The organism is uncultured Algibacter sp. (assembly GCF_947495925.1).
Classification (GTDB): Bacteria; Bacteroidota; Bacteroidia; order Flavobacteriales; family Flavobacteriaceae; genus Algibacter_E.
This window is the reverse complement of sequence record NZ_CANMAU010000001.1, coordinates 1-15230: the sequence shown is the minus strand read 5'-3', so window position 1 is coordinate 15230 and position 15230 is coordinate 1. Positions and strand designations below refer to the sequence as shown.

The 15230-nt window shown below is 32.4% G+C and carries 8 protein-coding genes; 5 read left to right on the top strand and 3 right to left on the bottom strand.

Annotation, left to right across the window (positions count from 1 at the left end; genetic code table 11):
* Window positions 1-4 precede the first annotated feature (4 nt).
* From Q0857_RS00040 to Q0857_RS00030, 3 genes are all read right to left on the bottom strand, one after another.
* Complete coding sequence (locus Q0857_RS00040; protein WP_298530364.1) at window positions 5-1555, bottom strand: OmpA family protein; 1551 nt, start codon at window positions 1553-1555, stop codon at window positions 5-7.
* Between the two features lie 115 nt (window positions 1556-1670).
* Complete coding sequence (locus Q0857_RS00035) at window positions 1671-4106, bottom strand: ribonuclease HII (RefSeq protein WP_298530362.1); 2436 nt, start codon at window positions 4104-4106, stop codon at window positions 1671-1673.
* Between the two features lie 52 nt (window positions 4107-4158).
* On the bottom strand, window positions 4159-4758 hold the full coding sequence (locus Q0857_RS00030) for a ribonuclease HII (RefSeq protein ID WP_298530358.1): 600 nt from the start codon (window positions 4756-4758) through the stop codon (window positions 4159-4161).
* A 496-nt stretch (window positions 4759-5254) separates the two neighbouring features.
* Between Q0857_RS00030 and Q0857_RS00025 the strand changes: the two genes are divergently transcribed.
* From Q0857_RS00025 to Q0857_RS00005, 5 genes are all read left to right on the top strand, one after another.
* Entirely contained in the window at window positions 5255-8620 is a 3366-nt protein-coding gene (locus Q0857_RS00025) for a SusC/RagA family TonB-linked outer membrane protein (protein ID WP_298530356.1), read from the top strand.
* A 10-nt stretch (window positions 8621-8630) separates the two neighbouring features.
* A complete protein-coding gene (locus tag Q0857_RS00020) occupies window positions 8631-10130 on the top strand; it encodes a RagB/SusD family nutrient uptake outer membrane protein (RefSeq protein WP_298530354.1) in 1500 nt (499 codons plus the stop codon).
* A gap of 25 nt (window positions 10131-10155) precedes the next feature.
* Window positions 10156-11010: a putative zinc-binding metallopeptidase gene (locus Q0857_RS00015; protein ID WP_298530351.1), complete on the top strand. Its 855-nt coding sequence runs from the start codon at window positions 10156-10158 to the stop codon at window positions 11008-11010.
* A 6-nt stretch (window positions 11011-11016) separates the two neighbouring features.
* On the top strand, window positions 11017-12405 hold the full coding sequence (locus Q0857_RS00010) for a DUF4302 domain-containing protein (protein ID WP_298530348.1): 1389 nt from the start codon (window positions 11017-11019) through the stop codon (window positions 12403-12405).
* Window positions 12406-12503: 98 nt separating this feature from the next.
* Window positions 12504-14477: a putative porin gene (locus tag Q0857_RS00005; protein ID WP_298530345.1), complete on the top strand. Its 1974-nt coding sequence runs from the start codon at window positions 12504-12506 to the stop codon at window positions 14475-14477.
* The last annotated feature ends 753 nt before the right edge of the window (window positions 14478-15230 follow it).

The window sequence follows — 15230 nt, the reverse complement described above, 5'->3', positions numbered from 1 at the left end:
GATTTTATATTTTTATAAATTCTACACGTCTATTTTGTGCTTTACCTGCAGCAGAGCTATTATCATCAACAGGTTCGCTTTCTCCTTTACCATCGGTTTCTAATCTATCACCAGATACTTTATAAATGTTTATAAGAGCTTCTTTAACAGCTTTTGCACGAGCTTTTGAAAGTTTTAAATTAGCTGTGTCCGATCCATCGGCATCAGTATGTCCAATAATATTTAATTTTATACTCTCATCCTGAACAAGAACTTGAGATATCTGACGGACTATACCTAAAGATTGCGGTTGTATAGTAGCGGACCCTGAATCAAATAAAATTCCATTGGTTGAAATTTTTCCTTCACTAAGTAATTTTCGTCTTAAATCAACACCGCCTTCAGCAACTTTTAAATTCCTAATGAATACCCGTTCTTCTCCATCTTTAAAATTATTGATATGGAATTTAATATAGTTTAAAACGTTGAGTTCTTCTATAAATCTGGGAATATCCACATATTTTGTTTGGTTAACCCATAAGCGATATCGTTTTTTTGTTACCGAAATTGCAATATGTGGTTGGTTTTTTATTTCGTTACGAATATCTGCTTTAATAGCAGAATTAATAGCACCACCACCACGATTAAAGTAATTTGACATTCTAATATTAAACACCCCAAATTGGCCAAAAGGTATTGAAGCCGAAACATAATGCTCAGTTCCTGTGGTAAATTTGTCGTTATCGCTTATAAAAAGATTCAATCTTGCTGTAGACGATGTTTGTTGGCTTATACCTTGAGTAAGGATATCAAACTCTATGGTATAATCTTCTGGAAGTTCTTTTACATCTGGAATATAATATAAATTATAACCTGGTTTAAATTCGAACCAGTTGCCATCTATTTTGTTGAATTTTACAACTTCTCCGGAGGCATTAGTATTCCATTTACTTGGAAAATCACCAACAAAATCTTGCGAAAAATCATCAAAAAACAAGACTTTATCCCCTGGTACAAAGTCATATTTACTATAAGCTTCTAAGCCATCGGAAATATTTTCTGGAAGTTCATTATCAGTTATTACCGGTGAAGTCGATTCATCTTTATTAATATCATTTTTTGAGGTTGAAGACTCAGAGTTTTCTTTTTGAGGTTCTCCTGTATTTTTATTCTTATTAAGCAACAAATCTTTAGCAGTAGTTATACTATACTTTAAGGCTTTTTTAGCTTTGTTCATGCTTAATGTTGCCCGTCCTTGTGTAATAACACTCAGTCCGTCAAGATCACCTAAAATATCAGGAGCGCTGTCACTTAATCCTTCCAAATCACTTAGAGCCGATTCCAAAGAGTCAAAATCTTCATCTTGAAGTGGTGTTTTGGATTTAGCATAACCATCATATTTATAGACCTTTTCATAAATGTCGAAAGACTCAGATACAAAGGTATCTACGCTTGAAACTCCAACAGTGTTTTTGGGTCGTTTTAATTTTTTAGTCTGAGCATGAGAAACGGTTAGGAACAATAAGGAAGCAATGCAAAAAGCAATGATGCTACGCACACATCTAATGGATTTCATTTATTGAGAATTAATTAATAGCTGCCTTAAAGATAGAAATTAGTTTTTCCCCTACAAAAATGTAGACCTAAATTTATGATATTTAATTAAGTAGGGTAAAAACGGCAAAGACTGATTAATTCATTTGATATAAAATTATGGAATTACTTTCTCCTTTTGTGATAAATTCTAAATTGTTATCCTTGTTAATATTATCTAAAACAATTGGCGAGTTTCCGTATACAGGAAAGTTGGGGAGTAGTTTAGATTGACTATCGAATAGATAAACTTTATGAGATTGTAAATCTGTGGTAGAAACATAGATTTTATCATTAATATAAAATAGTTTTGGATTCGAGTAATTTCCAAAATCCAATTCAATTGTTTTATGTTTTATTCCTAGTTTGTTTTCGCTTTGTGTTACTAAAGTTTTACTTGTTGTTTCTAAAAAATGGTTTTCTGCTAGGTTTAAGTTTTGTTTAGAAACATCTCCTTTGTTATTAATAGAAATTAGATTACCCTCTTTAGTTGTCGTAGTGAATGTGTTTTTAAACAAAAATATGGGCTGAGATGAAAAGGTATATGCTGAATTAGTTTTAATTCGTGTTTTTCCTATTCGATCTAATATATAAATTTTGTTGACGGTTTTGAGAACGATATAATCTTTACTGCCAATTCTAAAATGTTTGGGTTGACTAATTATGGCATTGTTCGCAGATTTAAAACCAAAACCTTTTACAATTTCTCCTTTAGTATTATACATTAAAACCGAGTTTCCTTGTGTAACCATTAATCTGTAATTTTTACGTTTCTCGTAATCAAAAACAGCTAGAGGTTGACTAATAGCATCATTAAATTTTAATGGGAATGGTGCAACATCTTTACCATTTCTGTCAATAACATATACTCTATTTTTAGTTGCGAAAGCAAGTTGGAGTCTACCATTCTTATACATGTCAATTTGTTCTACCTTGCCTAGAAGGGCTCCTTGTAGTTGCTTTTTCCAAAGTATTTTACCTTTGTTTGAAATTAGATAGAGGTTATTAGTAACATCTTGAACTACAATCTCTTTTTGTTTTGTGATATGATTTGTTACGAATTGTGGATTGGTTAATATATCTGCACTTAACTTTATATTAAGTTCCTCTGAAACAGAGTTAACCTTAATCCTACCTTTTACCTTTTGAATGATGCCATTTACATGTGCAAAATTGTTGTCATAAATAAATTGAATACCAGAAGCATTATAGCTATTTAGGTTAATTCGTGTATCTTCCCTAAGGTTCTTATTCAAAATAGTTTTCAAGCTTGAAGCATTGATAATTTGAAGTAGAGAAGATGCGTCGCTTAACTTTTCTGTAGACGATTTAAAATAGGCTTTATCAGCCAGTGTTGTTTTGTTTTGATAACTGGCAATAATATTTTGCATTAATTCCAAATCATCACCAAATACAAAAAAGTGATCGATCATGCAATATAGCTTAGCCTTGTTGTACGTAATTAATGGTGTAAAAGTTTTAGCAAATAAAGCAGGCTCGCTAAAGTTAAATAAGTCGACAGCTCTATAAGTATCTATGGGTGTTTTTTCATTTAATAGTGCATCGTTTGTTGCTATAATATCTAAAGAATTTAAAATTATTGCACGTTTTTCATCCTGATAAACGACACCCACTTCAACGATATCATTAAATAATGTAGAACGATTATTTGAAATTGAGTCTTGCATACTAAACTTTGCAAGATTATTTCGGAAGATGGCGAAGTCATCGAATGTGAAACTCATAAAACCATCACTATTGGAAGGTACGATTTTATGAGCTTGATTTTCTTGAGGAACGGTGTTTTTAAAAATATTGATTAAGCTTTTTGTAGAATCTTCTGCTTTGGTAATGCCATTAAAATAAATCTCATTTTGATTGAGTTCAACATCTGCTACTATATATTCAGTAAAGCTATTTAGCTCAATAGAATCTTCAATAAACATAGACTTAACAAACTCACTATTCGGCCTCAAACCAATTGAGAACGTTTTATCATTACTGGTTGTATTAAATACTTTATCTAGGGTAACAAATTTTTTAGAGGGAGTAAAAACGTTTTCAACAATGGACTTAGATGAGGACGCAAAAAATGTACTATCAATTACGGTGCTATAAATGGACTTGTCGTTTATTGTTGATTTAATAATCGTTTTTTTATTATAAAGTAGGCTTTCTTCTTTGTAATCTGTAAGGGAATCAGTATGAAATAATTCATCATGAAATTGAGTGATTACTGAGAATTGTAAACTATCTTGAGCGTCATGAGAAAAGCACATCAATAATTCTTCAGATGGCTTTAAAACAGATAAATTGGTTAGTTTATTCTGAAGTGTTTTAAAAGAATTAGTTTTTGAAAATTTTTGTAAAAAATCATTATTATTAACTGCACTTTTTAGGCTTTCAATATTTGAAGCTTTAATGATTATAGAGGCATTTGAGGGTGCAAAATCAAGAAGTTTTGTTTTTTTTGTTTTTGAATCAGCGCAACTAACAATTAATATAAGTAGTAGGGGAATGAAAAAAAATCTCATGAATACCTTTAGTTTTTTACAAACCTAGTATTTTTTTTAATGCATTAAAAGTTTATAATTCTAACTTTAATTGTTCTGGGAGTAATCGGAACGATTTTCGATGATATTTGGTAATACCATAGGTGCGTATAGCGGCTCTGTGCTCTTTGGTTGGGTAACCTTTATTTTGTTTCCAATTATACATTGGAAATTCTTCATGAATTTTATTCATGTATAAATCACGATAGGTTTTGGCTAAAACAGAAGCTGCCGCAATACTTAGATATTTACTATCTCCTTTCACAATGGTTTTATGTGGGATGCTATTGTAACATTTGAATTTATTCCCGTCCACAATTATAAACTCAGGTGCTGGTTCTAGCTTATCTATAGATTTGTGCATAGCCAAAATGGACGCATTTAAAATATTAATATTATCAATCTCTTCCTGAAATATATGGGCAACTCCAAAGCTTACGGCCTGTAGCTCAATAACAGGTTTTAAAGCAAAACGCTTTTTTTCGCTTATTTGTTTGGAGTCATTTAAAATACCATTGCTAAAATCCTTTGGTAGTATAACCGCAGCCGCAGTAACTGGACCTGCTAAACACCCTCTGCCAGCCTCGTCTGTGCCACATTCTAAAATAAAGCTTGAATGATTTTTTAATAACATAAGGCTAAAATATTGATAAAATAATAATATGATCTATGAATTATTATGTGTACCTAAAAAAGATCCTAGACATTTTATCATATTTTCAATTGACTTTTGAAAATTGACAATTTCGTTAACTTTTTTTAATGATTTTGTCATAATAAAGATATTGTTTTTGATAATTCCGTAAAACACCAACAGGCTAAATTTCGTGTTTACTTCTTTTTTTGGTTATGATTTTTGTTTTTCCATGAAAAAAATTGCAAGTTTGTAAGGACTAACTCATAATAAATATTCATTCCTCTTTAGGATAAATGAATAAATATTTAAAATAAAGCCTGCTGTTATAGCCGGCTTTATTTATTTGAATGACTTTTGAGGGAGTGCTTTAAAGAAGAATATGTTTATTAGAATATCCATTAAATTCACTGAATGTTTAGTTGTTTCCTAGATCTCTTTGTTTCTTAAAGAAATTATTAAGAAATTTACAATTGATTAATTCAAAAAAAAATCTATGAAATTGAAATTGACTTGGTTGTTGACATATCTTTTCATGTCAATAACTATACTGATCAATGCTCAACAAAATCAAATTTCTGGTACTATTTCTGATGAAAACGGATTGCCTCTAGAAGGGGTTACCGTTGTGATTGATGGTACAAACAGGGGAGTTGTTTCAGATTTTGATGGAGTTTATGCCATCTTCGCCACCGAGGGAGAAGAATTAAAAGTCAGTTTCATTGGTATGAAAACTCAAATAGTAGTTGTTGGTATTGAAACAACTATTAACCTGACGATGAGAGAAGATCTGGAAGATTTGGAAGCAGTAATAATTACTGGGTATCAAAATGTAGAAAGAGAGCTTTTTACCGGTGCTTCTCAAACGATTAAAGCTAAAGACATTAAGTTGGATGGAGTAGCAGATATTTCTAGAGCTCTTGAAGGTCGTGCTGCTGGTGTGAGTGTGCAAAATGTGACAGGAACTTTTGGGGCGGCTCCTAGAATCACCATAAGAGGGGCGTCGTCTATTTTAGGAGATACCAAACCAATTTGGATTATTGATGGGGTTATTCAAGAAGAAATAGTGAATTTATCTGTATCAGATTTGGTTTCTGGAGACCCTAACACACTTTTAAGTTCGGCTGTAGCAGGTTTAAATCCTTCTGATGTAGAAAGTTTTGAAATTTTGAGAGATGCATCAGCTTCAGCCTTGTACGGTGCGAGAGCTTTAAATGGGGTTGTGGTAATTACCACAAAAACAGGTAAGAAAAACCAAAAGCCAACGGTTAATTACTCTGTGGAAGTAGCAGTAAGGGATGTTCCTAGGTATAATAATTATGATCTTTTGAATTCCCAAGAAACGGTTTCTATATATAGAGAAATGGAATCTAAAGGGTTTTTAGATTTACCGACCTCTTTTCAGGGCAGATATGGTGGGATTTATAATATTATGTATCGGGCTATTGATAATTTTGACTCAAATACTGGGCAATTTCAGCTGCGAAACACACCCGAGGCAAGAGCAAAATTTCTTCAACAGTACGAATTAGCCAATACAGATTGGTTTAATACCCTGTTTAGGGCAACACCAACACAAACGCATACTTTAAGTTTTTCAAGTGGAAGTAATAATTCAACTTCATATGCATCTATAGGATATTACTCAGATCCTGGATGGACAATTGCAGATCGGGTGAGACGACTTACAGGGAACTTAAGGAACACTTATTATTTATCAAATAATAAATTAAAAATTACAACCCAACTTATTGGTTCATTAAGAAATCAATTGGCTCCTGGTTCAAATAGTAGACAAGAAGATGTTGTAGGCGGCTCGTTTACTAGAGATTTTGATATTAACCCGTTTAGTTATGCACTTAATACGAGTAGAGCGTTAAGACCAAGAGACAATGATGGGAACTTGGAATACTCAAGATATAATTGGGCTCCTTTTAATATTTTAGAAGAAATTGAGAATAATTCACTAGAATTGAATGTGTCTGATATTAAATTTCAAGGGCAGGCGGAATATCAGATTAATGATAATTTAACTTATAACTTTTTAGGATCTGCAAGATTTGTAACTTCAAATGGTGAACAATCGCAAACTGAAAATTCTAACGTAGCGGCTGCATATAGAGCCGATGAAACAACGATTGTTCAAGATTCAAATACGTTTTTGTTTAGTGATCCCGATCAGCCAAATTCAAGGCCCAGAGTAGTGTTGCCAGTTGGAGGGATTTTAACAACTAGTAAGAATACATTAACTACTTATACCTTCAGGAACACTATAGATTTTAATAAAACCTACAATGATATACATGGTTTGAGAATTTATGGTGGACAAGAATACAGATATACCGATCGAAGTAGAAGTTCTAATACAGGATACGGATATCAATTTTCTAGAGGTGGAACTGTATTTACTGATCCTGATATTCTAAAAAAGGCTATTTTAGAAGGCAATGATTACTTTTCTTCTTTTGAAACTCGCCAACGTGAGATGTCTTTTTTCGCTAATGTAACTTATGATTATAATAAGAAATACGTTTTAAATGTTACAGGAAATTATGAGGGCTCAAATAGAGCTGGAAAATCTAAAGATTCAAGATGGTTGCCAACGTATACCTTGGGCGGGAAATGGAATGTTGATAAGGAAGATTTTATAAAAAAATCGAATATAGTATCCAGTATGGCATTTAGACCCAGTTATGGGTTAGTGGCTTTATTGGCTGATAATGCTACGAATAATTTACCAGTATTTAGAAATCAAATAACAGATAGGCTTTTTTCTGCTGATAGAGAGAATCTTATTGAAATTGAGGATTTGCAGAATACGGAATTAACTTGGGAAAAAACCCTAGAATTGAACTTAGGGCTAGATATGGGATTCTTTAATAATAGAATTATGATGAATCTCGATCTGTATTCTCGAAAGGGTAAGGATTTAATTGATCTTATACGAACCACAGGAATTGGTGGGCAGTCTATTAAATTAGGTAACAATTCAGAAATGTCTACAAAGGGTATCGAGTTTCAAATTAATACTGTAAATATTGACACGGATAAATTTAGCTGGAGAACAGGGTTTAATATTTCACATTTTAAACAGGAGGTTACCTCTTTAAAGCAAGAAGCTAATGTTTTTGATTTAATTACAGGAACAGGAAGAGGAAATGCTGTTGGTTTTCCTAAAGGATCCTTGTTTTCATATAAGTTTGAAGGTTTAAATGAGTTTGGTTTACCAAAGTTTCTAACAGAGCTTCCAGACTATGATCCAGCAAATCCTTATGATTTGATAGATTTTCAAGACACTGATAATGTTTTAGATTATTTAGTTTATGAGGGGGGCACAGACCCTAATTTAACAGGTGGATTATCAAATAACTTTAAATATAAAAATTGGGATTTTAGTTTCTTTATTTCATTTTCAGCGGGAAATAAAATAAGGCTTACACCATCGTTTGCCTCCGAGTATACAGATTTAGATGTATTTCCGAGAGAGTTTGTAAATAGATGGATTGCTCCTGGAGATGAGAATATTACTAATGTGCCAGTTATAGCTTCGCAAAGTGTAATTCAATCTTTTGGAGAGAATAATTTGGAGCGAGCTTATAATGCGTATAATTATTCAACCGAACGTGTTGCCGACGGAGGATTTGTTAGAATGAAGAATATAACTTTGGGATATTCTTTAGATCAACAAACAATTAAAAAGTTAGGACTTTCTAATTTTAGAATGACTTTACAAACAACGAACCCATTTTTGATTTATTCAGATTCTAAACTAGGAGGTCAAGACCCCGAGTTTTTTAGATCTGGAGGTGTAGCGTATCCAATTTCAAGATTATTTACATTTTCACTCTATGTTGGGTTCTAAAAAAAGTACAATGAAAAACATCAAATATAACATACTAAAAGTGGCGTTTTTGTTTTTGTTAATATCCTCTTGTGATGAGGTTTTAGACGAAACACCCGATAATAGAACAACAATTGATAGTCCTGAAAAAATTGCAGAATTATTGGTAGGAGCCTACCCTGAAGCGGCTTATGTTCCGTTTTTAGAACCAATGTCTGATAATGCGGGAGATAAGGGATTTAGTCAAACTAGTGAGTTTAGAGTAAACCAACTCATGTACTTTTGGGAGGATATTAATGATATTGACGAAGATACACCTACCAATTATTGGAATGAGGCTTATGAAGCCATAGCCCAGGCAAATCAGGCGTTAGCCTCAATTGAAGAGTTAGGCGGGGGAGATGAGTTAAATAGTTTAAAGGGAGAGGCTTTGTTGTGCAGAGCGTATGCACATTTTATGCTTGTAACTATATTTTGTAAACCATATAATCCGACAACTGCAGGCTCAGATCTGGGCATAACATATATTACTAAACCAGAAACGGTTTTATTAGGGGACTATTCTAGGGGAACTATTGCTAATGTTTACGAAAATATAAAAAGAGATTTAGAAGAAGGAATAAACCTCATTGAGGATGATTATTCTGTTCCTACATTTCATTTTACCAAACGTGCGGCGAGTGCTTTTGCATCACGCTTCTATTTAGTAACGGCAAACTGGGATAAAGTAATAGAACATAGCAATAAGGTTTTGGGAAGTTCGAATGAGATAAATGAATTGAGAAATATAGCAAATATAACAGGAAGCGGACTAACATTTCAGCAACAAGTAGGCCTGTACACAAATTCTACTTTGGAATCTGCAAATTTGTTATTGGTTTCATGTGCTTCTATTTATAATCGAATGGAGGGTGTAGCTCAATATCAATTGAGTCAAAATTTAGTGAATACGATATTCAGCGCAAACATTACTGGAAAATCTTGGGCCTATAATATATTTACACGAGGTGGAGGAGAAAACAATCTTACACCCAAATATCAAGAATATTTTAAAGTAACCAACCAAGCGGTAGGTATTGGTATTCCTTTTGTGACCTTTGTTCTTTTATCAACAGATGAAGTTTTGTTGAACAGGGCGGAAGCCTATGCAATGAAGGGAGAATTACAAAAAGCTACCGACGATATTAATATATCACTTCAGGTTAAAACTACGAATTATAATTCCTTAACAGATTTATTATCCATAAATACAATTAACAACTTTTATCAAGGATTAACAGGTACTGAATATACTCCTTATTATAATATACCGAGCCCATCACTTCCTTTGGTAGCTGCAGTACTCGATATAAAAAGAACTGTATTTTATAATGAAGGGTTGAGGTGGTTCGATGTTAAGCGGCATAATATTGAAATTAACCATCGAGATATCTTCGGTAATAGTTATAAATTGCCTAAGGACGATTTAAGACGAGTAATTCAAATTCCGGAGGCAGCTCAATCTTTTGGAATAGCAGAAAACCCAAGGTAATATGTTTTTAAAAAAAAATAGAGTTATGAAAAAATATATGAGAATTATACTAGCTATTGTTAGTGTCTTGAGCTTTATGTCATGTAGCAATAGTGGTGATAGTGTAGGAGAAAGTCAAATTGATACAAGTACTCCAATATTAAATAGATTAGACGTTTGGTTGCGTTCAAATTTTGTAGAACCTTATAATATTGAAGTATTGTATAAATGGGATATAAATGATACTGATATAGATAGGTTTTTACATCCACCTTTACAATCTAGTGTTCGCCCAGTTGCTATTGCTTTACAGAAAGCATGGGTAGAGCCGTATACCGAGGTTGGTGGTGTGGATTTTATTAAAAATATTGCACCCAGACAATTTACATTTGTGGGTAGTTTTAATTTTAACCCGAACACGCCAACAATCACTTTGGGTATAGCCGAGGCTGGCACTAAAATTACTTTATTTAATATTGATTATTTAGACTTTAGTGATATTAATAGTATTAAGGAGCCTTTAAAAACAGTACAACATGAATACGGACATATTCTAAATCAAAATATTCCGTATGATCCCATATATAATCAAATTAATCCTCAGAATTATAATGCAAATTGGTTTAATAGAACTGATGAAGAAGCTAGGGAACTAGGTTATATAACGGCATATGCTTCGAGCCAAGGTAGTGAGGATTTTGTGGAAATGGTTTCTGAAATGCTTACTAACTCCAAAACAGGTTTTGATGCGATTGTAAATAGTATTCTTAATCCAGAATCTAAAGCAATTATTAGACAAAAAGAAGCGATGGTTGCAGATTACTATAGTACAAATTTTGGGATTGATATCTATGAATTACAGGAGTTGGCTTATAAAGGAATGGTAGAACTGGTAAAATAAGAACTTATGAAAAGTATGTATAGAAAATATTTTGCAATTAGTTTATTAATTCTATGTTTTTTCTCATGTAATAATGATGACAATCAAGTACTTTTTGAGGATTCGCCAGCAGAACGGATTGCTCAAGGAAATTCAGAAGTGTTAAGTTTATTGACATCAGAAGCGCAAGGTTATAGAGGCGTCTATTTTACTAAAAATGATGAGTTTGGTGGGTTTACATTTTATTTGAAGTTTAATACGAATGGTACCGTGGATATGACTTCAGATTTTGATTTAGAAACCGCAATAGAATCATCTTCATTTGAGGTCAGGCTTGGCACAACTACCGAATTAGTTTTTACTACAAGAAACCATATTCAAAAGGTTAGCGATCCTTCAACTGATGGCTTAATTGGAACTGGTTTTAAAGGAACTTCAGTGTTTCAATATTATGGAAATGAAAATGGGAATCTAGTTTTTAGAGACGTACGGAATAAAAATTCCAGTTTCTTAGAGCTTTCGCCAACAGGTTTTGCAAGTTTTGAAGCAGAAAGTATAATGGAGGCTGAAGCTTCTCTTGCTCAAAGGCAAAATATTTTACCAACTATTGATTCTTCCGTATTTCAGTTGCTTACAGTTCAAAACAGTACAGGTACTTCTAATTTTGACTTTAATTACGATGCCTTGAGGTTATATGCTAACCCACAAATTACATTGTCAGATGGTAATGTAGTTGAGTATAATTTTGGATTAAATTTTAATGAAACTGGATTTGTTGTTAGTCCAGCATTTGAATATGAAGGAGAGGTTTACGAAGAATTTTTGTATGACGAAAATTCATCTAGTTATGTGTCTTCAGTTAATGGTACTACAGCAACCGTTTACTTGAGTAATACACCGTCATTTTTTAAAGATGATGTAAATGGTATAGGAAAGGTGGGGCGTCAAATTTTCATTTCTTTTATTGAAGATGGGGTGAATCCTCTTACGTCACCAGGCTTTAACAATCTTATTGAGACTATGGAGTTTAATGTTACTCAAACCGACGGTCGTTCAGATTGGGTCTATTCTGGACTGGCCTATTTTGCAGTACCTGACCCATCTGGCGATGTTCGCGTAGATGTATTTTTTTCTAATCCTAGTAATCCTAATCTTGAAAGAGCCATATACTTGTTAAAACCGGTAACAGAAGATAATAAACTATTTTTGACCTTTGAAGGAGTTACAAATCAACTCGGTTTTGAATTGTTCCAGCAGTTATCTCCTTTTGTGCAATTCTGGGCTAGTGTTGAGGGTATGTATTATACAGATGAAGGTACTTTTTCTAGTGATATTGTATCTTACCCAAATTCCTCAGGAACCTTTACAAGTTTGAGCCAATCAAACTTAAGAACCTATGGCTTGTGGTTAAATTAATAAAGCTTTTAGAGTTAAATAAAAGTGATGTAAATAATTTTTTCAAATTATAACGTTATCATATTTTGTGTTTACCTTTGCGGGGTTTTATAACAGTTATGGGAAGATTTGTTTGTGTTTTACTTTTGGTTTGTTTTATAAGCAATGTTAATGCTCAAGATAAAGTAACTCTAAATGAGGGAGAATCCAATGAAAATACTATACAAAACGATTCGCTTGCTCCTGTTAAAAGAATGTCTTCTAATAAACCTGAAGGGGAAGAAGATGAGGTGCCTAAAATTCAGGATTATCTTATAATATCTCATGAGAATGATACGACTTATGTGGATACCTCATTAACGGTATACAAAGATTACAAGCATAATTATTTAAGAAAGGATAATTTTGGATTGATTCCATTTTCAAATCTTGGGCAAACCTATAACACATTAACGTATAACTTTGAAAATACCAGATTAATGCCAGAATTTGGTGCAAGAGCGAGGCACTTCAATTACATGGAAGTTGAAGATATTAAATATTACCGTGTTCCAACTCCGTTTACAGAGCTATTCGCAAGAACTGCATTTGAACAAGGTCAATTATTAGATGCTTTTTTTACGGCTAATATGTCTCCCCAGTATAATTTTTCAGTAGCTTATAAAGGGTTGCGTTCTTTGGGTAAATATCAACACATACTTACAAGTACTGGTAATTTTAGATTTACATCAAACTACCAAACTAAAAATAAAAGGTATAATGTTAAAGGACATATTACTATTCAGGATTTATTGAATCAGGAAAACGGTGGACTTGATGACTTTAGTGTAGAAAATTTTGAGAGCGGCGATCCAGAATTCATTGAACGATCCCTGTTGGAAGTGAATTTCGAAGATGCTGAGAGTCTGCTTGAAGGGAAACGATTTCATTTAGATCATAGTTATGCGGTTTTAAACCCTAATGATTCATTAGTAAATAATGATTTAAGTGTAGGTCATACCATTTCGTATAGTGATAAACAATTTTCTTATAGCCAAGTTACAGCTCAGACGGATCTATTTGGAGATTCTTTTAACGGGAGTAATTTACTTGATAGATCTGAGATTACAGATCTATACAATCAATTTCGGTTAAATTATAGTAATAATATTATTGGAGATTTACAAGTTAACGTTAGCAATAACAATTACAACTATGGTTATAATAAACTAGTAATTCTTGAGGGCGAGACCATAATCAATAGGCTTAAAGGAAATATATTCGCAGCAGGAGCAAAATATCATAAATACTATAAAGGTTTTGAACTTAATGGAGATGTTGGGCTTAATGTATCTGGAGATTTTGATGGTAATTATATCAAGGGAGACGCAATGTTTAAAATCACTGATGATATTTCTGCAAAAGGCTCTATAAATCATAGTTCAAAAGCGCCTAATTTCAATACCTTATTATATCAAAGTAATTATATTCATTATAATTGGCAGAATAAGTTTAATAATGAAGAGACTCAACAAATAGCTTTTGAAATTGAATCTAAAAAGATAGCAAAAGTTACAGTTGATTATTCCACTATTGATAATTATGTTTATTTTAAGGAAGATGAGAACACAGGACAAGTAGCACCATTTCAAAACAGTAAAACTATTAATTATTTAAGGGTTCGTTTTCAAAACGAAATTAAGTTTGGCAAATTTGCATTAAACAATACTATTGAATACCAAAATGTAAAAGATCAAGATACTATTTTAAATGTGCCAGAATTCAATACACGTAATACATTGTATTTCTCTTCGCATGTGTTTAAAAAAGCCTTGTTTTTACAAACAGGAATAACGCTTAATTATTTCACCAAGTATTACATGAATGCCTATAATCCTATATTGGCAGAATTTTATGTCCAGAGGGATAGACAGTTTGGCGACTTCCCGCGATTAGATTTTTTTATTAATGCAAAGCTGCGAACAGCACGGTTGTATTTAAAATTTGAACATTTCAATTCTCCCTTTACGGGTTATAATTATTATTCTGCACCCTATAACCCCTACAGAGATTCTATAATACGGTTTGGTTTAGTGTGGAATTTTTTCATGTAATGTTTTAATTATTCTAAAGGCGTTCAAATAGGGTTTAGGATTATTGATTATAAGTCTTGTCTGGGCCTCGTTACGTTCTATTTATATACTATACTTAATGTATATGGATTATGAATTAAGTTATTATGAGATGGTTTGGCCGTTTGTTGGGAAGTGGGGATTATGTATTTCTATTAAGGTATTAAATATTCAATCGCTTTATATGAGGGATAGTCTTCTATAATAAGTTTCAGTGTTTAGTTTGGTATATAATAGGTATAGGTTCGTATTAAAGTATCAAAAAAGATTATGAGTGTATTATTAAGTTTAGTTATATTAAAAAAAGTGGATTGATAAACTACGGTTTATTAGGGAGTTAAAAGTTTTGGTAAAAAAAAGGCAAAAAAAGCTTAAAAAAAGTTTGTTTAGTATGAGGGAATGGTGGTATATTTGCAGCCGCTAAAAACGGCAGTATAGTTGTTTAGAAAGCGATAGGTTCATAAGTAGTTTTGAGGTGTAAAAATAAGGTTAAAAAAACTTTAAAAAATTTCAAAAAAGTCATTGTGAGAATAAAAAAGGGTTGTATGTTTGCAGCCGCTAAAAACGGCAGTAGTTGTTTGAGGTAAAAGTTCATAAGGAAGTTGATTTTGAGATTTAAAAAGAGTTAGAAAAAACTTTTAAAAAAAATATCAAAAAGCTATTGTGGAATAAAAAAAGGGTTTTATATTTGCACCCGCTTAGCAAGGAAACAAGTTAAGCAAACAAAGAAAAAAA